Genomic DNA, 22298 nt, shown 5'->3' with positions numbered 1-22298 from the left:
AAAGTACATAGGTACTAACATGTTGGCGATAGTAAGGAGGAGGAATGGAATCCCGGAAGAAATTTGTTTGTTTTCCCAACAGTAGTTTGCGTTTTTATATTTTGCAGGTAGCGATTGCCTTATCTATTTTATCGCAGACTCCCTATATCTGGAAGTTGAGTGGGATACCCACACAACTTCTGATTATGCCTTTCTGGATCCTGTTGGGAGTAGTGTCTGTTTTTTCTAGAATTGACATGGAACGATCTTTCCTATTTTTTTTATTAACAATAGGTTATTTAATTAGCACTATTGCTTTGTTAGATATAGTTACGGGAGTATCTTATGTCTTTAATGGTTTGTCTCAGCAACTTTATTTGGCTGTGGGAATTCTAGTTTTAGGCTACTGGAATGCTGATGTGATTGTTCATTATTGGAAAATCATTGCCGTGACTTTTTTGGGAGCATCTTTGCTGATTTCAGCGGATATTTATTTTCACTATTTTCGAGGATATACTTTTTCAAATATCGATTATGTTTATCGAGCTAAGAATTCAGCAGCATCTATCTTTTTATCGGCAGTTATTCTCAACTTGTCTCTATATAATCGCAAGTGGGCACTGTGGAGAAAAGTATTGTTATTAGCTAGCAGCGGACTACTAATTTATATGTGTATTCTTATGCGGTCACGAGCAGTTCTCTTAGCGACGGTGACTTTGCCTATAGTGTATATATGGTTTCAGCAGATTTCATGGTATCGTAAGTTAGGACGCATAATCGGTTTTATTACTGTAATAGGTATATTTTTACTCAATTCTACTGTATATAATTTTTTTATCAATAATCTTTTTTTAATGGTGACATCTGAGTCACGATTGTCGAGTTTGTCTTTGGATCATATCTCCTCCAATCGTTTTGTGTATTTTGAGGTCTTTGCTAAAGAGATTTCAGGGCATGAATTGACAGGTATTGGTTATTATTATATGGATAATTTTTATTTAGAGAGTCTCCTAAATTATGGTTATATCGTAGGAATTGCCGTTATTCTGGTAGCTTTATCTCCTATACTCTATGCCTTATGGCAACGTTTCATACCTTACCGTTTTTACATAACTTTTTTGGCCTTGGCTTTTTCGTACACAATTAATTCTTTATTTGAAGGTTATGCACCTTTTGGACCAGGTGCTAAGAGTTTTATTCTTTGGTTAGTTTTTGGCTGTTTCTTAAATACGAGACTTAGAAAGGTTGGTGAGCACTCTGGAACAAGCTAGTTTAAAGTGGAACTATGTGTTTAACCTTGCCAATAAACTGACCTCTTTGGTCATTCCACTTATTGTTACTCCTTATATTACTAGAGTATTTTCTTCAGATAGGTTAGGGATTTATACATATACCAATACGGTAGCTTCTTATTTTGTTACATTTACCCTGATGGGAATTAGTATGTATGGAAGCAAGCAAATTTCTCTCAAAAGACATGATGATATAGCATCCAATGATGAGTACGCTACGTTGTTGACTGTACAACTACTCAATACAGCCCTAGCCATGTTAGCATACTTTTTATACGTGACTTTCTTTGTAAGTAGTAATCAGGATATATATTGGATCCAGATGTTGTATGTGATTTCTGCTGGTTTTGATATGACTTGGTTTTTGTCAGGTTTAGAACGTTTTCGTGAAATTGCCATGCGAAATGTTATCGTTAATCTCCTATCAGCCGTGCTGATTTTTATCTTTGTGCATACAGAGGTAGATTTGGGTATCTATACTTTGATAAAGGTAGGGACAATTTTTGTCAGTCAGTTGATAATATTTGTTCCAGTTTTTCTGAAACAGCAGTTTTATCTTGTAAATGTCAAACAGATTAAACTTGCTTATCAAGGTTTATTCTTATTATTTATTCCTGTTTTGGCAGATACCCTTTTTCAAACTATGGATAAGGTTATGTTGGGGATTTATGCTTCCTATGCTGCTGTGGGTTTGTATTACTCGAGTAGGATGATTACAGATATTCCGCAAACAGTCATTACTTCACTCAATATAGTTTTGTTTCCGCGAGTAACACATCTTTTGAGCAGGGGTAAAAGAGCAGAAGCGGAGAAGCTCTTTTATCAGTCTTTTACTCTAGTTATTGCTCTATCAATAGCTACAGCCTTCGGGATAAGTGCAATTGCTAAGGATTTTGTAGGATTTTTCTTTGGGACCTCCTATGAATCGGTTGCAGATTATGTGCCCAGCTTATCTCTTTATATTTGCTTGGCCGCTTGGAGTGGGACAATTCGTTATCAATATTTGATTCCTCATTCTATGGAGCGAGTGTATGTAGTGGCAATTGTAGTGGGAAGTGGATTAAATCTTATTTTAAATGTCTTCCTAATTCCTTATTTTGGAGTCTATGGCTCTATTACAGCCACCATTATATCAGAATTATCGATTTGTATTTATCAAACTTATCCTATTCGGAAGGAGATTCCTCTAAAGGGATTATTGAGTTATGTTTTCATTTTTGGAGGACTATCTTATTTTATGTACATAGCCATTGGTTGGCTACGTTTATTCTTATTAGGACGTTTTACTATCTTTTTACTATTAGTCAGCGAAATACTGTTTGGTGTGTTGATCTTTGCTATCGCAACTATGATTTATGTTTATATAGGAAATCCAGTTTTATGGAATATGATAAAAAAATATTTAGAAAGTAGGAAAAAAGTATGATTTCTGTCATTATGCCAGCATATAATGAAGAAAAAAATATTGGAGCAGCTATTGCCAGTATTCAACAGCAAACCTATACTGACTTTCAGTTGATTATCGTCAATGATGGATCTACAGATGGTACGGCAACTATTGTACAGGAAAAAATCATGGGAGATGAGCGAATCGTCTTTTTGAGTCCGGGAAAGATTGGCAAGGTACCAGCTTATAACTTGGCTTCACAGTATGTAAAAGGAGACTGGATATATTTTATGGGAGCGGATGACCAGTTGCCATTGGATGCCTTTGAAAAGTGGAACAAGGAGGCGCAAAAGTGGAATCCTGCAGAAAAGGTAGCTTTAAGAGCTAGGATGAAGATGGTTTCTGATTCTTCTAAATATGATGGTTTGGTATTACCCAAGAAAAATACCGTACGTAACTTTAGTGGACCATTGACATTGCTATCAAAAGCCATGCACCGTTTTATTCTTCCTATACCAGATACTTATCCGAATGAAGATACCTGGTGGAGTTGCTGTATCGAACATTTCGCAGATCATGTTTCATTGATTGAGGATATTGTAGTTTATTATCGCGTTCACGAAGGTAATTCTATTTCAAGGACATCTACTTTTGCTCTCTTTAATGAGAAATACCATATCCGTCAGATTATCCGTCGTGATTTTTTAGAGAGATTTAGCAATCACTTAACAGCAGACCAGAAGACTAAACTTCAGCGTGAATTGAAACTAGAAGAAGCACGCTATAAAGGAAATAGATTGCCAATTCTTCTGATGCCAGGTATTTCTGCAGTACACAGACTTCGATTACTCTTTTTATCAGGTAGGCGTTCATATGCACTTAAAGTCAAATTGGACCGCTTTTTTTTGGGTCATTAGGAAGGAGGAACAGATGCCGAAGAAAAAAATTGCCTATATCACCAATAACATTGCTCCTTTTAGGGTTATGTTATTAGATGAGCTAGCCAAGCATGCAGAAGTGACTCTTTTTTATGTGCACGAAATTGAGGCGGGGGTAAAGGCTGAGTATGTCAAGCTACGACCTGTTCGCACCAATCTCCAATCAATCACAGAACTAGGTTTATTTCAGACGTTTCAAATGTTGAAAGAGATGGATATGGTCTTCTTTGATGGCTATACTGGGTGGGAAAAGATGTTCTTGATGAGTGGTATGTGGCTAACAAGACGGCAGTATGCTATTTCTGTTGATGGTATAATAAATCATAGTAATATCTCACTTAAGCAAAGACTGCTGGATTTTATTAAGTCTGTTGCTCTAAGCAAAGCGGAGTTTGTGCTTAGCACCAATACCCCAACAGATGCTTATATACAGCAATTAGCTCCCAAGGCAAAGATTAAACGACACATATTTTCAACTCTGTCACAGGATGATTTAAAAAGAGTAGCTGTTGTAGATTCTGATACTATTTTTGACAAGTATCAGATAAAAAAAGAAGAAAAAACCTTGCTTTTTGTTGGGAAATTTTTAAAAGAGAAGGGAGTTTCTGAGTTGCTTGCTTTTATGAAAGAACAGAGAGCGGGCACTTCTATACAGCTAATCATGGTTGGGGGGACAAAAGAAGAATTGTCAATTTTTGAAACGGATATTCCTCCTAATATACATATTATTCCTTTTTTAGAAAAACTTGATATTTTAGAGCTAATGCGAGTGGTAGATCTCTTTGTCTTACCTACTTATAGTGATACATGGGGTTTGGTTATTGTAGAAGCTTTATCAGCAGGAGTTCCTATTGTTTCTACTAATCGTTGTAATGCTGCTTTAGAATTTATAAAGGATGGTAAAAATGGCTATCTAATGAAGGAATTGAATAAGGAAGAATTAGCCAGTAAGCTGAATAAAGCTCTGAAATTAAATTTTGCTCAGGTGGCTCTCTATGATCGAAAATTGATGGGCAATTACAACTTAGAAGGTGCAGCAAAAAATATTATGGACATCTTGGAGGGAAGTCATGTTTAATTCATCTTGTGCTTTATTTATTGTTAGTTGCGAGACTAATCAGCAGGTAGTCAATTTCCTCATCCAGTCCATGCGTCAGCATATTTCTCATACGGTATCCATTTATGTATCATCAGATGGCCCATTGTTAATCACGGATCCTAGCGTAAGGGTTTTGATTGGTCAGGAAGAAGTTTTTGGAGATCGTGTTGCAACTGCTTTGGAACAAGTTACTGAAGAGCGAGTCATTGTTTTTTGTGATGACTTTATCGTAGAAAAACCAGCTAAAATTGAAGAATTAGAAGAACTACTGTCTCTGATGGAAGAGGATACAAGTATTGCTAGTATTGCCCTATCACAAATATCTGGAGGGAATACACCTGAGCGTATTGCTGAGCATTATATAAGACGAACGAAATATGCCCCCTATAAGACAACTCTTCAATGCGCTATTTGGAAGAAGTCTAGTTTGATCCAATTCATGAAGGGGAGTCCCTCTCCTTGGGAATTTGAGATTTATCATAACTTTAAAACTTACCTGACGAAAGAGAAATTTTATGCTTTAGAGGATGATATGTTCCAACCTATCCCTTATAATAGAGGAAAGTTGATTATTCGAGGTAAAGTTGTTAAACCTGAAAAAGAACGTTTGGAGGAACTTTTGGGTTATTCATTAGATTTATCGGATTTCCCAGAAACGGAGTCTTTTGTCCAAGGGGAAAATCTTACTGTAGGCTATCGGTTGAAGAGAAAGATTAAATTGTTAGAAAAAGAAATTATTTATCGTTTGAAGTCCAAGTTTAAGAAAAGGAAATAATAGTGAAAAAAGAACGTTTATTATATTTTGATGGACTGAGAGGCCTTGCAGCTCTCATTGTCCTGACTACTCATATTTCTCTCTTGTTTTTTGAAAATGTCGTTTACAAGGAAGATATTTATTCTATTTTTGATAAGGTGTATGTCGGAACTCCTATTAATATAATTAGTCAAGGAAATATGGCAGTTCGTTATTTTTTCATTTTATCAGGTTTTTTAATCACGAGAAAAATCTATGGCGGGACAAAACTATCTAAAGTATATATATATAAGCATTGGGTTAGATTGATTTCGTTAACAGTTCCAGCAATCTTTTTTGCTTACCTCTTACTACGACTTGATTTAATAAAAATATCAGATTTTTTTCATCAGACAGGTTTGTTCAAGGCTGCACCTAAGTTTTTTATAAATCAAGTAGATATTGTATCCGCTTTAAAAGAAGCTTTATTTGATATATTTATTTTTGGGAAAAACACTTATAATACACCTCTTTGGACCATGAGGGCTGAGTTCTGGGGTTCTATTTTAATCTATTATTTAGCTCATGTTGTTCTGAATAAACCTTTATATCAGAGAAAATATCTATATCTAATTGCTTATATTATAGTGATTCCTATTAATTATAATATTGCAGATTTTGTCTTGGGAGCCTTGGTATGGGATACTTTATCTGGATTAGAAGATGATAATAGTTTCTTGGGAAGGCTTGTACGTAGTGTGTTTACAAATGTGTATTATAGACGTTTGTTGTATGTGCTTGGTTTTTATCTGGCATTTATTAATCAATTTGGAATTGGATTGTGGTTTCCTCTATCTCCTATATTAAAACTGTTTCCAGTTTTTAGACCATTAGGGGTCGCAATTTTGTTTTTATTGCTGTATCATTCTAAAAAGCTGCAGCGTTTCTTTTCACATCCTACCTTACTTTGGTTAGGAAAATTATCACCTTATATTTATATTTTTCATTGGCCAATTTTTGAATCACTAGGTTTATCCTTTTATTTATCAATTGGAATCTCGCTAGGATTATTTGGTAAATTTTTGACAGGATTTGTAATGATAGTGCTAGGAATTTTCTTTGCTTGGCTATATTATCTGGTTTTAAATTTATTTAAAAAGAATGTTCGATCATCATTATAGATAGGAGTAATAACTATGTTTACAAATAAAACTCTCCTTATTACAGGGGGGACAGGTTCATTCGGGAATGCAGTTCTCAAACGATTTTTGGGAACAGATATTTCGGAGGTACGTATCTTTTCAAGAGATGAGAAGAAACAGGATGACATGCGTCATGAATTTCAAGCAAAAATGCCAGAAGTAGCTGATAAGATACGTTTTTACTTAGGAGATGTGCGTGATTTAGCTTCTGTTAAAAATGCTATGATCGGTGTGGATTACGTATTTCATGCTGCTGCATTAAAACAAGTTCCTTCTTGTGAATTTTTCCCTGTGGAAGCAGTCAAAACTAACGTTCTAGGAACTGAAAATATTCTAACTGCAGCTATAGAAGCTGGAGTAAAACAAGTCATCTGCCTTTCTACAGATAAGGCAGCCTATCCTGTTAATGCGATGGGAACCTCTAAGGCTATGATGGAAAAGATTGCTGTTGCTAAGTCAAGGACGGTAAAAGAAGATCAGACAAAAATCTGTGTAACTCGCTACGGCAATGTTCTATGTAGTCGTGGTTCTGTGATTCCCCTATGGATTGATCAAATAAAGCAAGGGAATCCTATAACGATTACGGAACCTAGTATGACTCGTTTTATTATGTCCTTAGAAGAAGCGGTAGACCTAGTTCTGTTTGCTTTTGAAAAAGGAAAAACAGGAGATATCCTAGTACAGAAAGCACCAGCATGTACCATTGAAGTGTTAGCGCAAGCTGTTACGGAACTTTTTGCACCTAATCAAGATCTTAAAGTAATCGGGATTCGCCACGGTGAAAAGATGTATGAAACGTTGTTGACTAATGAAGAATGTACGAATGCCATTGATTTAGGCGGCTTTTATCGTGTGCCTAGCGATAATCGAGATCTTAACTATGATAAGTATTTCAACGAAGGGGATGCCAAACGCAATCCCTTAACAGAGTTTAACAGTAGTAATACAGAACTCTGGAATGTCGAGCAGGTCAAGGAAAAACTCTTACTTTTGCCCTATATTAGGGAAGAATTAGCATCTTTAAATCAGTGAGGTATCCTATGAAAATAGCAGTAGCAGGGACAGGTTATGTGGGTTTATCTATTGCAATTCTATTAGCGCAATATCATAAGGTTATAGCGGTAGATGTTATTCCTGAAAAAGTAGAGCTTATCAATCGTCGCCAATCTCCCATTAAGGATGATGATATTGAAACTTATTTAGTGGAAAAGGAATTAGACTTAGTTGCAACATTAGATGGTAATGAAGCTTATCGAGATGCTGACTTTGTCATAATTGCTGTCCCAACTAACTATGACAGTAAAAAAAATTATTTTGATACATCTGTTGTGGAAGCAGTTATTGAGCAGATTATTGCGGTTAATTTGAAGGCGACCATTGTCATAAAATCCACAATTCCTGTGGGATATACAGAAAGTCTCCGAACACGTTTTGGGCAAGTTAAGATTCTCTTTAGTCCTGAATTTTTACGGGAGTCTAAAGCACTTTATGATAATCTCTATCCTAGTCGAATCATCGTTGGAGCAGATTTGAGAGATACGGAGCAGGTAGTTCAGGCTGAGCGGTTTGCAACTCTTTTGCAGGAAGGTTCACTTAAACCTGATGTTGAGACCTTAATTATGGGTGTAACAGAAGCAGAAGCAGTCAAACTATTTGCCAACACCTATTTGGCTTTGCGGGTTTCTTACTTTAACGAATTGGATACCTATGCGGAGATGAAGGGATTGGACACTAAATCCATCATTGACGGAGTAGGGTTAGATCCACGAATTGGTAGCCATTATAACAATCCGTCATTTGGTTATGGAGGTTATTGTCTTCCCAAAGATAGTAAGCAGTTGCTGGCGAATTATCATGATGTACCACAAAATATGATGACAGCTATTGTAGAAAGTAACCGTACTCGCAAGTATTTTATTGCCGATCGTATTTTGAAAAAGGCGTTGGAGCTTTCAGACGGTAATCAAACAATCATAATAGGTGTTTACCGCTTAACTATGAAGAGTGGTTCGGATAATTTCCGTCAATCATCAATCCAAGGTGTTATAAAATGTTTAAAGGCCAAAGGTGTAGAAGTAATTATCTATGAACCAACATTGGAGGATCATAGCTTTTTCTTTGGTAATCAGGTGATTAATGATTTGGAAGTTTTTAAGTCTAGCAGTCAAGTGATTGTTGCCAATCGGATGGAAAAATCTTTATATGATGTGCTAGAAAAAGTTTATACAAGAGATATTTTTCAGCGAGATTAAGTATATGGAGGGAAAAATATGCCATTAAATATTTTAGTGACTGGTTCTAAGGGATTTGTAGGAAAAAATCTTATCTGTACTCTGGAAGCTTTGAAAGATGGACGAGATAGAACTCGTCCTAATTTAGAGATTGGAGAGATTTTTCAGTATGATCGTGATACAGATCCGATTTTATTAGAAGAATATTGTAAGAAGGCCGATTTTGTATTCCATTTAGCTGGTGTCAATCGTCCACAGAATCCTGATGAATTTATGGAGGGAAATTACGGTTTTTCAAGTAGATTATTAGAGATTTTAGAAAAGTATGAAAACACTTGTCCTGTTCTACTCTCGAGTTCTACTCAAGCTAGTTTAGAAGGCCGATTTTCGAACTCTGTATATGGACAATCTAAGCTAGCAGGGGAAGAACTCTTCTTCGAATATGGAAAGAAAACGGGAGCACCTGTCTTAGTTTACCGTTTCCCAAATCTTTATGGGAAGTGGTGTCGTCCTAACTATAATTCTGCTGTAGCAACTTTCTGTCATAATCTAGCTCACGATTTGCCTATTCAAGTAAATGATCCAAGTGTAGAATTGGAGTTGCTATATATTGATGATTTGATACAAGAGTGTCTAACTGCATTGGAAGGAAATCCTCATCGTTGTGATCTAGATGGATTACAAATCTTACCTAGTCCATCAGGAAACTACTGCTATGTACCAACGACTCATCGTGCAACCTTAGGAGAGATTGTCTCTCTATTAGAAACATTTAAAAAACAGCCTGATAGTTTAGTTATGCCTGAAATTCCTCAAGGATCATTTGAAAAGAAATTGTATTCTACCTACCTATCTTATTTACCAGTAGATAAGTTTAAGTTTCCTCTAAAAATGAATATAGATGAACGAGGTAGTTTTACAGAACTATTAAAAACAGAAAATACAGGTCAATTTTCTGTCAATATTTCCAAACCTGGCATTACCAAAGGGCAACATTGGCATCATTCTAAGTGGGAATTTTTCATGGTTGTTTCTGGTCGTGCTTTAATACAAGAGCGTAGGATAGGGCTGGATGAAAACGGACAAGAATATCCTATTCTGAACTTTGAAGTGTCGGGCGATAAGATTGAGGCAATACATATGATACCGGGCTATGCACATAATATTATTAATCTTTCCGATACAGAAAATCTAGTTACTGTAATGTGGGCTAATGAGTCATTTGATCCTAGCCATCCAGATACTTTTTTTGAACAAGTGGAGAAATAAATGAAAATTAAGACAGATTATAGTGATATTCGTTTTAAAGATAATGGCAAACTTAAGTTATTGATTATTGTGGGAACACGTCCAGAGATTATACGTCTAAGTAGTGTTATTACTAAATGTCGAAAGTATTTTGATGTTGTTTTGGCACATACTGGACAAAACTATGATTATAATTTAAATGGTATTTTCTTCGATGATTTAGATTTAGACACTCCAGATGTATACATGGATGCTGTCGGAGATGATCTTGGTGCTACTGTAGGGAATATTATCAATACTTCATACAAATTGATGAATCAAATTAAACCAGATGCTTTATTGATTTTAGGGGATACAAATTCTTGTCTATCAGCTATTGCTGCCAAGCGTTTACATATTCCAATTTTTCATATGGAGGCTGGCAATCGCTGTAAGGATGAGTGTCTTCCAGAAGAAACTAATCGTCGAATTGTTGATATTATTTCAGATGTTAACTTAGCATACTCTGAACATGCTCGAAAGTATTTACATGAGTGTGGTTTACCTAAAGAGCGCACGTACGTAACTGGTTCTCCTATGGCAGAAGTGTTACATAAAAATTTATCTGCCATTGAGTCTTCAGATATCCATGAACGTTTGGGATTGAAAAAAGGAGGATATATCCTACTTTCAGCTCACCGTGAGGAAAATATTGATACAGATAAAAATTTTCTCTCTCTCTTCACAGCAATTAATAAATTAGCTGAAAAGTATAATATGCCAATCTTGTATTCTTGCCATCCTCGATCTAAGAAAAGATTAAAAGAGAGCAGTTTTGAATTAGATAAACGTGTGATTCAGCATGAGCCATTAGGATTCCATGATTATAATTGTTTACAGATGAATGCGTTTGTTGTAGTATCTGATTCGGGAACTTTACCAGAAGAAAGTAGTTTCTTTACTAGTCAAGGTTACCCTTTTCCTGCTGTATGTATTCGTACAAGTACAGAACGTCCTGAGTCCCTAGATAAGGCAGGATTTATTTTGGCAGGTATTGATGAAAATTCTCTTCTTCAAGCAGTTGAAACTGCTGTTAGCTTGGCAGAAGATGAGGATTTTGGATTACCGGTTCCAGATTATGTTGAGGAAAATGTCTCTACTAAAGTTGTTAAGATAATACAGAGCTATACAGGGATAGTGGATAAAATAGTTTGGCGGAAAAACTGAATTGTATATTTTTAATAAAATAATCAATTCTTAATAGAACAGGAATAAAATTGAACGAATTCGATAGAAATGGCTTCTTTGACAGTAGAGGGGATTGCCATTCTATCGGATTATGACTTGTTTTTGCGCCTTATGTTTGATAGAATAAAGCAACAACACTTTAACAATTGCAGCGAGGTGATAATAATGGCAGTAATTTTTAAAAATTTGCTTATTGAAGAGAAGACTGAAGAAGGAAAACAACATATTCTACCTATTATAAATGGTGAATATGACTTATCTGATGATGTAAGTTGTAGATTACGATGACTGAATGAGGAAAGTAAACGCTTGGAAGTGTTTGTTAAGGAGACGAACTCACTTGTCTAGTTCGTATTCTGTTAATGAATTGAAATCAATAAGTATCTCATTGTCATTTTTTACGATATGGTGAAATTATGCCTCTTACACAGTTATTTGAAACATCCTTAGAAATTGATTTTTAATTGCATGCAAACAAAGTAGAATTCGCTTATTTCATTTTATGCTAAATGTAATATGAAATAAGTGAATTTTTATAGATAAAGAAGAGTTTACCAATTAAGATAGAATGATTTTCTAGTCTAATAAAAGAGGCAGGTAATAAACTCCAAAGGAGCTTAAGATGTACGATTATCTTATCGTTGGTGCTGGTCTTTTTGGTGCAGTCTTTGCCCATGAAGCAGCCTTAAAAGGAAAAAAAGTAAAAGTCATTGAAAAACGAAATCATATCGCGGGTAATATCCATACTCGTGAAGAGGAAGGAATTCAAGTTCATCAGTATGGTGCTCATATTTTCCATACTTCTGATAAGGAGATTTGGGATTATGTAAATCAGTTTGCAGAGTTTAACCGTTATACAAACTCTCCAGTTGCAAACTATAAGGGAGAGATTTATAACCTTCCTTTCAATATGAATACTTTCAATAAACTTTGGGGAGTTGTAACGCCAGCAGAAGCACAAGCTAAGATTGATGAGCAACGTGCGGTTTTAAATGGTAAAACTCCTGAAAATTTGGAAGAACAGGCGATATCTCTTGTAGGTACAGACATCTACGAAAAATTAATCAAGGACTATACAGAGAAACAGTGGGGCAAGCCAACTACGGAACTTCCAGCCTTTATCATTCGCCGTTTGCCAGTACGCCTGACCTATGATAACAACTATTTTAACGATACCTATCAAGGAATTCCAATTGGTGGTTATACTCAGATAGTTGAACAAATGTTGGATCATGAAAACATTGATGTAGAAACAAATGTTGATTTCTTTGCGAATAAAGAGAAATATATGAAGGACTTCCCTAAGATTGTCTTTACCGGTATGATTGATGAATTCTTCGATTATAAGTTGGGTGAACTAGAGTATCGTAGTCTTCGTTTTGAAAATGAGACCCTGGATATGGAGAATTATCAAGGAAATGCAGTTGTGAACTATACAGATGCAGAAACTCCATATACACGTATTATTGAACACAAACATTTTGAGTTTGGGAATCAAGCAAAGACTATCATTACTAAAGAGCATTCTAAAACATGGGAAAAAGGTGATGAGCCTTATTATCCAGTAAATAATGATCGAAATAATCATTTGTATAAATCATATAAAAAATTAGCTGATGAGCAAGGGAATGTTATCTTTGGTGGTCGTTTAGGACACTATCGTTATTATGATATGCACCAAGTAATTGGAGCAGCCTTGCAGTGTGTAAGAAATGAGTTAGATTAAAGAACTAAGACTGTTCCCCAGTTGCTTTTTAGAAATATGATTGATAATTCCTTGACTACCTAATGTAGTTAAGGGATTTTTTGATATTATTCATATTTTTACAAATCTGTTGTTTAAAAAATAATTTTCTAAAATTCTGAAAATTGTATTGACAGGACTTGAAAAAGGGTCTATAATGAATAAAAAAACAAAGGAGAAGACTATGAAAACAAGAAAAGTATTGGCTCTTGCGGGAGTGACTTTATTAGCAGCTGGTGTCTTAGCGGCTTGTTCTGGTGGTTCAGCTACTAAAGGTGAGCAGACTTTTGCATTTACCTACGAGACAGACCCAGATAATCTCAACTACTTAACAACCAGTAAGGCAGCTACTTCAAACATTACTAGTAATGTGATTGATGGATTGCTTGAAAATGACCGTTATGGGAATCTTGTTCCCTCTATGGCAGAGGACTGGTCAGTTTCTAAAGATGGTTTGACCTACACTTATAAGATTCGTCAGGATGCCAAGTGGTACACATCTGAAGGTGAAGAATATGCTCCTGTTAAGGCTCAGGATTTTGTGACAGGTCTTAAATATGCAACAGATAAGAAATCGCAAGCCCTTTACTTGGTACAAGATTCAATCAAAGGTCTAGATGCCTATGCAAAAGGTGAGACCACAGACTTTGCTCAAGTCGGGATTAAAGCCCTTGACGATCAAACGGTCCAATACACCTTGAACAAACCTGAAACTTTTTGGAATTCTAAAACAACTATGGGTGTACTTGCGCCAGTCAATGAAGAATTTTTGAACTCAAAAGGGGATGATTTTGCCAAAGCTACGGATCCAAGCAGTATCTTGTATAATGGTCCTTATTTGTTAAAATCTCTTGTGGCTAAATCTTCCGTTGAATTTGCGAAAAATCCTAACTACTGGGATAAGGACAATGTTCATGTTGACAAGATTAAATTGTCATTCTGGGATGGTCAAGATACCAGCAAACCAGCAGAAAACTTTAAGGATGGAAGCTTTACAGCAGCTCGTCTCTATCCAACAAGTGCAAGTTTCGCAGAGCTTGAGAAGAGTATGAAAGACAATATTGTCTATACTCAACAAGACTCGACTACGTATCTAGTGGGAACAAATATTGATCGTCAGTCCTATAAATATACTTCTAAGACTAGCGACGAACAAAAGACATCTACTAAAAAGGCTCTCTTAAACAAGGATTTCCGTCAGGCTATTGCCTTTGGTTTTGATCGTACAGCATATGCTTCACAAGTGAACGGTGCCAGTGGTGCAAGCAAAATCTTGCGTAATCTCTTTGTACCACCAACATTTGTTCAAGCAGATGGGAAAAACTTTGGCGATATGGTCAAAGAAAAATTAGTAACCTATGGGGAAGAATGGAAGGATGTTAATCTGGCTGATGCACAAGATGGTCTCTACAATCCAGAAAAAGCCAAGGCCGAATTTGCCAAGGCTAAGTCAGCTTTACAGGCAGAAGGCGTGACCTTCCCAATTCATTTGGATATGCCAGTTGACCAGACAGCAACTACAAAAGTTCAACGTGTTCAATCTTTCAAACAATCGGTTGAAGAAACCTTGGGTACAGATAATGTCGTAATTGATATTCAACAACTACAAAAAGATGAAGTCTTGAATATTACCTACTTTGCTGAAACAGCAGCTGGGGAAGATTGGGATATTTCAGATAATGTTGGTTGGTCTCCAGACTTTGCGGATCCATCAACTTATCTCGATATTATCAAACCATCAGTTGGTGAAAACACTAAAACCTACCTTGGCTTCGATTCTGGTACAGATAATGCTGCAGCTAAAACTGTAGGTCTAAACGACTATGAGAAATTAGTAACCGAAGCTGGAAATGAGACAACAGATGTAGTAAAACGATATGATAAATATGCTACAGCCCAAGCTTGGTTGACAGATAGTGCCTTGATTATCCCAACAACAACACTTACTGGTCGCCCAATCTTGTCTAAGATGGTACCATTTACGATGCCGTTTGCCTTCTCTGGTAACAAGGGGACAAGTGATCCACTCCTATACAAATACTTGGAACTTCAAGATAAGGCAGTCACTGTAGATGAATATCAAAAAGCTCAAGAAAAATGGATGAAAGAAAAAGAAGAATCCAATAAAAAAGCGCAAGAAGAACTTGCAAAACATGTGAAATAAAGGTAAAGGAGTTGGTTTGTAGCCGACTCCTTTATATTCTTCGAAAATCTATTCAAACCACGTCAGTTCTATCTGATGACTTCAAATCCGTGCTTAGAGTTGCTTGTGGCTAACTTTCCTAGTTAGCTCTTTGATTTTTATTGAGTATTAGCTATCTTGTAGTAAAAAAATCCTGAGAATTTCTAACTCTCAGGATTTTTTGTGTTTACTGTTGTGGTTGTTGAAATTGAGGGGCCTGTGGTTGTTGTTGGATTTGTTGGCCAGGCTGTCCCTGATTTGGATTCGTTGGAGCAGGATTATTTGATTGTTGACCAGGAGTAGGTGTTACTTGTGTACTTGTATTTTCATTTGTGGTAGAGGGATTCTCTACTTCTGATTGTGTTTGTTGTGTGTCAGGAGTATTTAATGTATTTCTTGCTCCATTTTGGAATACGAACTGGCCGCTTCGGTATAGTCCTTCAGGCATTGTCCAATCTCCAGGATGGTTATTTTGAGCAAGGTAGCTCATCATAGCGCGATAGACTCTAGCAGCAACTGTGAGACCGTCGCCTAGAATAGGAGTGAGACGGTTGCTATAACCTGTCCAAACGGCCATTGAATACTTACGAGTATAACCGACAAACAGTTCATCAGGTGCTACAAGTTGATTCATCTTGATATGATTTTCGATTTCTTCATCTGTATAGTTAGAAGTCCCTGTTTTCCCTGCTTGAGGAATTCCAGGCAGATAGGCGTTGTAACCTGTTCCAGATGTCAAGACTGTTTTCATCATTTCTGTCATCATGTAGGCAGTAGACTCTTTCATAGCTCTTGTACCAGCGTCAGAAAATTCTTTTTCACTACCGTCACTAAAGACGATTTTATTGATGTACATTGGTTTGTGGTAAATACCGCCATTTGCGAATGCAGCGTAGGCTGCAGCCATTTTTTCACTGCTTGCCCCGTATTGTTTACTAGATTCAGTTGTATTACTTGAAATAGCATTTGAATAGTGTATTACAGGATAGTCGATTCCTAAACCATTTAGGAAGTTTTTGGCTCTGTCTAAACCAACCTTGTTTAGTGTCTCAACGGCAGGCACGTTACGAGATTGTTGAAGGGCATATTGCAGGCTAATGTTACCAAAATATGCTCGATCCCAGTTGTAAACAGGGGTACTTGTGCCAGGATAGTTATAAGGAATATCGTGGACAGTAGTTGCAGTTGAATCGTATACACCGTATTCCAAGGCTGGGGCATAATCAGTGATTGGTTTCATGGTTGATCCCCAGTCACGGTTGGTTTCCACAGATTGGTTGGTACCAAATGAAACGTTACTTGCTTGGTGACGTGCTCCAAGTTGAGCGATGACTTTACCATTGGAAGTATCAACGATAGTTGAGGCTACTTGAAGGTCATTATCTGGATAAGAGACATACTCATCTGTATTGTAAATATCCCAAAGTCGTTGTTGAATTCCCTTGTCTACATTTGTGTAGACTTCCATCCCAGTAGTAAGAAGATTATATCCAGTTTCGTGCTCTACTTGTTCAATAACCTCTTTTAGATAGTTATCCATATATGCTGGATAAGTAGCAGCCGATTTAAGACTTTGTAAACCATCAGTGATAGGTGTGTTGACGGCTTTTTCATATTGCTCAGCACTAATGTAATCTTGCCCTCTCATTTCTGAAAGAACTAAATTACGACGGTCTAGTGCTGCTTCCGGATGAGAGTAAGGATCGTATTGGTTGGGGGCCTGAGGCATACCTGCTAGCAAAGCTAATTGAGGTAAAGATAAATCCTTTAGATCTTTTCCATAGTAATTTTGGGCTGCTGTCTGCATTCCATAATTACCATTTGACATATAGACCTTATTGATGTAGTAGGTAAGGATTTCTTGTTTGGTAGCTTTTTGTTCCAATTGGATAGCTAGCCAAGCCTCTTGTGCTTTTCGGGAGATGTTTTGATCCGAAGTTGATGTTGAGAAATAGGTCAACTTAATCAACTGTTGGGTTAGGGTTGATCCCCCCTGTAAAGAATTACTTTGTAAATTACGTAAGAAGGCTCCCATAATCCGAATCGTATCGATCCCTCTGTGGTCAAAGAAGCGATGGTCTTCGATAGACACGATAGCTTTGACTAAATCAGTAGGAATTTCGTTGGCCTGAGCGTTTACTCGGCGTTCAGAGCCCAGATCGGCAATGAGTTCGTTATTATTGTCATAAATCTTGCTAGAAGTTGTTGCAACTAATTTACTATCTGATAGTGCTGGAGCTTTACTTACAAAATAGAGGAAAACACCTCCGCCCAATAGAAATAATGCGATAAAGAGAGTTAGGAAAAAGATTCCAATATACTTTAATATTCGCATAAGAATGTATTTATTCATCTTGTTTACCACCTAGTAAATGTTCTTTGATAACATCGAGATAGGGAATTTGTGGGAATGCCCCTAGTTTTATCTGGTAACCGTATTCTCGTATGTATCCAAGTGGCATTGATTTTTGTCCCTTATCTTGATGATAGAAGCGAATTAAATCGAATGCCGGCAATAAGTAGGTTTCTTGCTGGGAAGAAAAGTGAAGAAGGACAAAGCAGATTCCTTGTTGGGCAAGGACTTGTTCCATATGCTGAATCTGATGTGGATGAAAATTTTTCATCGGAATCGCACGTTTTTGTTTTGTTTCCTTAGCTTCAAAGTCGATGTAATATCCATTATAAACGCCAGAATAGTCTGTCGTTGAAGCTTGTCGAAAATAGGCTTCAACAATCTTGGCACGACTTCGTTGTGGATAGTCCACTCGTACGATTTGAATAGGAGTTGGTTTCTTGTGTATAACAGCCAAGCCCTGAGACAAATAGTAGTCGTTGGTAGCATTGATCATCTTTTCAAAAGACATTCCTCGATTTGCGAAATTTTTGGATTGAGAAAGAGATGTTTGTCTTTTTTGTGATGAAATTTTATGAGGATAGTTGACCATAATTCTCCTTATTGGTACAATAACATCACTCTATTATATCATAAATTTGCACAGGAAGGGTTAAAAATGACTACAGCTTTGGTTTTAGGCTATTCTGCTTTTGATTTGGGTTTGTTTTCTGACAAGGATCCTCGTCTTAAATTGATTAAAAAAGCGATACGTAAAGATTTAGAAGCTATGGCAGCAGATGGGGTGACTTGGCTTGTATTTACAGGGACTTTGGGCTTTGAATATTGGGTTCTAGAGGTTGCTCAGGAGATGAAGACAGAGTACGATTTCCAGTTGGCCACTATTTTTGCTTTTGAAACCCATGGGGAAAATTGGAATGAAGGCAATCAGATGAAACTGAGTCGTTTTAAGCAGGTAGACTTTGTCAAATATGCCTATCCTCGCTATGAACACAAGTGGCAGTTAAGAGACTACCAGCAGTTTTTACTGGAAAATACGAATAGTTCTTATCTTTTTTATGATGAGGAAAATGAAACGAAATTAGCTTATTTTTACCAAAAGATGAAAAACCAAGAGGACTATTTTATAAAGAGATTAACATTTGATCAGCTAAATGAACTTGCTGAAAATTTTTCCGAAAATTGAAGCTTTGACCTTGATTTTTGTTTGGCTTTTTTTATATAATAATACTAGCAAGCGAGAATGGAGAGAGACATGGCAAGTATTATTTTTTCAGCGAAAGATATTTTTGAACAAGAGTTTGGGCGTGAAGTCCGTGGGTATAGCAAGGTAGAAGTTGATGAGTTTTTAGACGATGTCATTAAGGATTATGAAACCTATGCTGCCTTGGTCAAGTCACTTCGTCAGGAAATTGCGGATTTGAAGGAAGAACTGGCTCGTAAACCGAAACCTTCACCAGTTCAAGCAGAACCCCTTGAAGCGGCAACTACAAGTTCTATGACGAATTTTGATATTTTGAAACGCTTGAATCGTCTTGAAAAAGAAGTGTTTGGTAAACAAATTTTAGATAACTCAGATTTCTAAGTAGTTATTTGAGGTGTGCAATTTTTGGATAATCGCGTGAGGAGAGTTGCTTCTCATGAGGAAAGTCCATGCTAGCACAGGCTGTGATGCCTGTAGTGTTTGTGCTAGGCGAAACCATAAGCCTAGGGACGAGAAATCGTTACGGCAGTTGAAATGGCTAAGTCCTTGGATAGGCCAGAGTAGGCTTGAAAGTGCCACAGTGACGGAGTCTTTCTGGAAACGGAGAGAGTGGAACGCGGTAAACCCCTCAAGCTAGCAACCCAAATTTTGGTCGGGGCATGGAGTACGCGGAAACGAACGTAGTATTCTGACTGCTATCAGCTGGAGCTGTTAGTGGTAGACAGATGATTATCGAAGGAAGTGGTCCTAGTCACTTCTGGAACAAAACATGGCTTATAGAAAATTGCATATAGGTTGGGGCTGAGAAATTTTCTCAACCTCATTTTTTAAAGTGGACATATAGAAAGGTCTTGCAAGACTGTAACATGAAAAAAGAATTTAATTTAATTGCAACTGTGGCAGCAGGTCTTGAAGCTGTTGTGGGACGAGAAGTGCGAGAGTTGGGCTACGATTGTCAGGTTGAAAATGGACGTGTTCGTTTTCAAGGAGACGTGAGAGCTATTATTGAAACCAACCTCTGGCTTAGGGCAGCAGATCGTATCAAGATCATCGTAGGAACTTTCCCAGCTAAGACTTTTGAAGAGCTGTTTCAGGGAGTTTTTGCTTTAGATTGGGAAAATTATTTACCACTCGGAGCTAGGTTCCCGATTTCCAAGGCCAAATGTGTTAAATCTAAACTTCACAATGAGCCGAGTGTTCAGGCTATTTCTAAGAAAGCTGTTGTCAAGAAATTGCAGAAACACTATGCCCGCCCAGAAGGTGTTCCTCTGATGGAGAATGGCCCAGAGTTTAAGATTGAGGTCTCTATTCTCAAAGATGTGGCAACTATCATGATTGATACGACCGGGTCTAGCCTCTTTAAACGTGGTTATCGTACGGAAAAGGGTGGCGCTCCTATCAAGGAAAACATGGCGGCAGCCATTTTACAACTCTCTAACTGGTATCCAGATAAGCCTTTGATTGATCCGACCTGTGGTTCGGGGACTTTCTGTATTGAGGCAGTTATGATTGCTCGAAAGATGGCTCCAGGACTTCGTCGCTCTTTTGCTTTTGAAGAATGGAACTGGATTAGCGATCGCTTGATTCAAGAAGTGCGCACAGAGGCGGCTAAAAAAGTGGATCGTGAGCTGGAACTGGATATCATGGGCTGTGATATTGATGCACGTATGGTGGAAATTGCTAAGGCCAATGCCCAGGCAGCTGGTGTTGCAGGAGACATTACTTTTAAGCAGATGCGCGTGCAGGATTTACGTTCTGATAAAATCAATGGCGTGATTATCTCCAATCCGCCTTATGGAGAACGTTTATCAGATGATGCAGGAGTTACCAAGCTTTATGCTGAAATGGGGCAAGTATTTGCACCGCTAAAAACTTGGAGTAAGTTTATCCTAACTAGTGATGAAGCCTTTGAGACCAAGTACGGTAGTCAGGCGGATAAGAAACGTAAGTTATACAACGGAACCTTGAAAGTAGATCTGTATCAATATTTTGGTCAGCGTGTTAAACGCCAAGAGTTAAAATAGAAAGGAATACTCATGAGTAAGAAAAGACGGAATCGTCATAAAAAAGAAGTCCAAGAACCGCGAAAAGAAAACCAAGAACCACGATTTGATTTTGATGAAGCAAAAGAGTTAACAGTTGGTCAAGCTATTCGTAAAAATGAAGAAGTGGAAGCAGGAGTCTTGCCTGGAGATTCTATCTTAGACAAGTATGTAAAGCAACATAAAGATGAAATTGAGGCAGATAAGTTTGCGACTCGTCAATACAAAAAAGAGGAGTTAGTCGAAAAAGAAGAGGTAGAGGAGCCTCAGACTCTGGATAATTTGCTTCAAGAGCTTCGTGAGGAGACAGAAGTTGAGTCCTCAGTACAGGAAGATGACTTGAATCAGTTAGATGATTTAGAATTCATACGCGATTCAGAAGTTCCCCCTGTCGAAGAGTTTGAGACTGAAGAAGTACAATTGTTTGAAGGAGAAGAGGTTCCAATACTTTCTCGAGTTCCGGATAGTGAAGATGGAGAAAGTAAGAAGAAATGGTTGATTTACGGGATCCTAGCAGCGCTAGTGGTTCTTATCCTTGGAACTGCTTATTATGTTTACCGTCAAGTGAATCGCTCAACACAGGAAATCCAAACTTCTCAATCAGCGTCTAGCGAGCAGAATATTCAGCCGATTTTAGAAGATTTCAATAGCCAATACGATGCCTTTTACACTGATAGCAATAAAACAGCTTTGAAAAATAGCCAGTTTGATAAACTGAGTCAACTGAAGACCTTGCTTGATAAGCTGGAAGGTAGTCGTGAACATGCACTTGCCAAATCTAAGTATGACAGTCTAGCAACGCAAATCAAGGCCATTCAAGATGTCAATGCACAATTTGAAAAACCATCTATTGTTGATGGTGTTCTGGATACCAATGCCAAAGCCAAATCGGATGCTAAATTTACAGATATTAAAACTGGCAATACTGAGATTGATAAAGTGCTAGATAAGGCTATCAGTCTTGGTAAGAGTCAGCAAACAAGTACTTCTAGCTCAAGTTCAAGTCAAACTAGCAGTTCTAGTCAAGCAAGTTCAAATGCGACTAGTGAGACAAAACCAAGTAGTTCAAATGAGACTAGAAGTAGTCGCAGTGAAGTTAATATGGGTCTCTCGAGTGCAGGGGTTGCTGTTCAAAGAAGTGCTAGTCGTGTTGCCTATAATCAGTCTGCTATTGATGATAGTAATAACTCTGCCTGGGATTTTGCGGATGGTGTCTTAGAACAAATTTTAGCGACTTCACGTTCACGTGGTTATATCACTGGTAACCAATACATCCTCGAACGTGTTAATATCGTTAATGGCAATGGTTATTATAACCTCTACAAGCCGGATGGAACCTATCTCTTTACCCTTAACTGTAAGACAGGATACTTTGTTGGAAATGGTTCTGGACATGCGGATGCCTTGGACTTCTAAGTAGCCGTTACAAAATTCTTT

At 37.3% G+C, this 22298-nt stretch carries 19 protein-coding genes and 1 other RNA gene; 18 read left to right on the top strand and 2 right to left on the bottom strand.

What is annotated here, in order from left to right; all coding sequences use genetic code 11:
* Nucleotides 1-44 precede the first annotated feature (44 nt).
* The 13 genes from KV696_RS08395 to KV696_RS08340 all read left to right on the top strand — a co-directional run bounded on the left by KV696_RS08395 (nucleotide 45) and on the right by KV696_RS08340 (nucleotide 15244).
* The gene (locus tag KV696_RS08395) at nucleotides 45-1250 is read left to right on the top strand and encodes a polymerase (RefSeq protein WP_219967397.1); all 1206 of its coding nucleotides are present in this window, start codon (nucleotides 45-47) and stop codon (nucleotides 1248-1250) included.
* Between the two features lie 16 nt (nucleotides 1251-1266).
* A complete protein-coding gene (locus KV696_RS08390; RefSeq protein ID WP_230537438.1) occupies nucleotides 1267-2697 on the top strand; it encodes an oligosaccharide flippase family protein in 1431 nt (476 codons plus the stop codon).
* Nucleotides 2694-3575, top strand: a complete 882-nt coding sequence (locus KV696_RS08385) for a glycosyltransferase family 2 protein (RefSeq protein WP_023945252.1) — start codon at nucleotides 2694-2696, stop codon at nucleotides 3573-3575. The genes KV696_RS08390 and KV696_RS08385 overlap by 4 nt, the downstream gene beginning before the upstream one ends.
* Nucleotides 3576-3588: 13 nt before the next feature.
* Nucleotides 3589-4674 carry a glycosyltransferase family 4 protein gene (locus KV696_RS08380; RefSeq protein ID WP_023945250.1) on the top strand — a complete coding sequence of 362 codons (1086 nt, stop codon included), beginning with the start codon at nucleotides 3589-3591 and terminating at the stop codon, nucleotides 4672-4674.
* Complete coding sequence (locus KV696_RS08375; RefSeq protein WP_023945248.1) at nucleotides 4667-5470, top strand: hypothetical protein; 804 nt, start codon at nucleotides 4667-4669, stop codon at nucleotides 5468-5470. Before KV696_RS08380 ends, KV696_RS08375 begins: the two co-directional genes overlap by 8 nt.
* A 2-nt stretch (nucleotides 5471-5472) precedes the next feature.
* Nucleotides 5473-6609 (top strand): acyltransferase family protein, encoded by a 1137-nt coding sequence (locus tag KV696_RS08370; protein ID WP_219967395.1) that lies wholly within the window; start codon nucleotides 5473-5475, stop codon nucleotides 6607-6609.
* A 15-nt stretch (nucleotides 6610-6624) separates the two neighbouring features.
* Complete coding sequence (locus tag KV696_RS08365) at nucleotides 6625-7662, top strand: nucleoside-diphosphate sugar epimerase/dehydratase (protein ID WP_023945244.1); 1038 nt, start codon at nucleotides 6625-6627, stop codon at nucleotides 7660-7662.
* Between the two features lie 8 nt (nucleotides 7663-7670).
* On the top strand, nucleotides 7671-8882 hold the full coding sequence (locus tag KV696_RS08360) for a nucleotide sugar dehydrogenase (protein ID WP_023945242.1): 1212 nt from the start codon (nucleotides 7671-7673) through the stop codon (nucleotides 8880-8882).
* Nucleotides 8883-8900: 18 nt separating this feature from the next.
* A complete protein-coding gene (gene cps4K / locus KV696_RS08355) occupies nucleotides 8901-10130 on the top strand; it encodes a capsular polysaccharide biosynthesis protein Cps4K (RefSeq protein WP_023945241.1) in 1230 nt (409 codons plus the stop codon).
* A complete protein-coding gene (gene cps4L / locus KV696_RS08350; RefSeq protein ID WP_023945239.1) occupies nucleotides 10131-11315 on the top strand; it encodes a capsular polysaccharide biosynthesis protein Cps4L in 1185 nt (394 codons plus the stop codon).
* Between the two features lie 186 nt (nucleotides 11316-11501).
* Complete coding sequence (locus tag KV696_RS10130; protein WP_258318590.1) at nucleotides 11502-11624, top strand: hypothetical protein; 123 nt, start codon at nucleotides 11502-11504, stop codon at nucleotides 11622-11624.
* A gap of 334 nt (nucleotides 11625-11958) precedes the next feature.
* Nucleotides 11959-13062: a UDP-galactopyranose mutase gene (gene glf, locus KV696_RS08345; protein WP_138705002.1), complete on the top strand. Its 1104-nt coding sequence runs from the start codon at nucleotides 11959-11961 to the stop codon at nucleotides 13060-13062.
* A 202-nt stretch (nucleotides 13063-13264) separates the two neighbouring features.
* Nucleotides 13265-15244 carry a peptide ABC transporter substrate-binding protein gene (locus tag KV696_RS08340; RefSeq protein WP_219967393.1) on the top strand — a complete coding sequence of 660 codons (1980 nt, stop codon included), beginning with the start codon at nucleotides 13265-13267 and terminating at the stop codon, nucleotides 15242-15244.
* Nucleotides 15245-15449: 205 nt separating this feature from the next.
* Here KV696_RS08340 and pbp1a read toward each other — a convergent pair whose 3' ends face one another.
* Both pbp1a and recU read right to left on the bottom strand, forming a co-directional pair.
* Complete coding sequence (gene pbp1a / locus KV696_RS08335; RefSeq protein ID WP_219967392.1) at nucleotides 15450-17615, bottom strand: penicillin-binding protein PBP1A; 2166 nt, start codon at nucleotides 17613-17615, stop codon at nucleotides 15450-15452.
* Nucleotides 17608-18207, bottom strand: a complete 600-nt coding sequence (gene recU, locus KV696_RS08330) for a Holliday junction resolvase RecU (RefSeq protein ID WP_219967390.1) — start codon at nucleotides 18205-18207, stop codon at nucleotides 17608-17610. The genes pbp1a and recU overlap by 8 nt, the downstream gene beginning before the upstream one ends.
* 66 nt (nucleotides 18208-18273) lie before the next feature.
* On the opposite strand from recU, the gene KV696_RS08325 reads away from it, so the two are divergent.
* The 5 genes from KV696_RS08325 (at nucleotide 18274) to mapZ (ending at nucleotide 22277) form a co-directional block, all read left to right on the top strand.
* Entirely contained in the window at nucleotides 18274-18801 is a 528-nt protein-coding gene (locus KV696_RS08325) for an SLOG family protein (RefSeq protein WP_219967389.1), read from the top strand.
* Nucleotides 18802-18870: 69 nt separating this feature from the next.
* Complete coding sequence (gene gpsB / locus KV696_RS08320; protein WP_023945225.1) at nucleotides 18871-19200, top strand: cell division regulator GpsB; 330 nt, start codon at nucleotides 18871-18873, stop codon at nucleotides 19198-19200.
* Nucleotides 19201-19220: 20 nt separating this feature from the next.
* An RNA gene (gene rnpB, locus KV696_RS08315) (RNase P RNA component class B) lies at nucleotides 19221-19601 on the top strand.
* 84 nt (nucleotides 19602-19685) lie between these two features.
* On the top strand, nucleotides 19686-20843 hold the full coding sequence (locus tag KV696_RS08310; RefSeq protein ID WP_219967388.1) for a THUMP domain-containing class I SAM-dependent RNA methyltransferase: 1158 nt from the start codon (nucleotides 19686-19688) through the stop codon (nucleotides 20841-20843).
* Nucleotides 20844-20855: 12 nt separating this feature from the next.
* Nucleotides 20856-22277: a cell division site-positioning protein MapZ gene (gene mapZ, locus KV696_RS08305; RefSeq protein ID WP_219967385.1), complete on the top strand. Its 1422-nt coding sequence runs from the start codon at nucleotides 20856-20858 to the stop codon at nucleotides 22275-22277.
* Nucleotides 22278-22298: the final 21 nt, after the last annotated feature.

The organism is Streptococcus humanilactis (assembly GCF_019448275.1).
GTDB classification, from domain to species: Bacteria; Bacillota; Bacilli; order Lactobacillales; family Streptococcaceae; genus Streptococcus; species Streptococcus humanilactis.
This window is presented reverse-complemented; position numbering and strand designations above follow the sequence as displayed.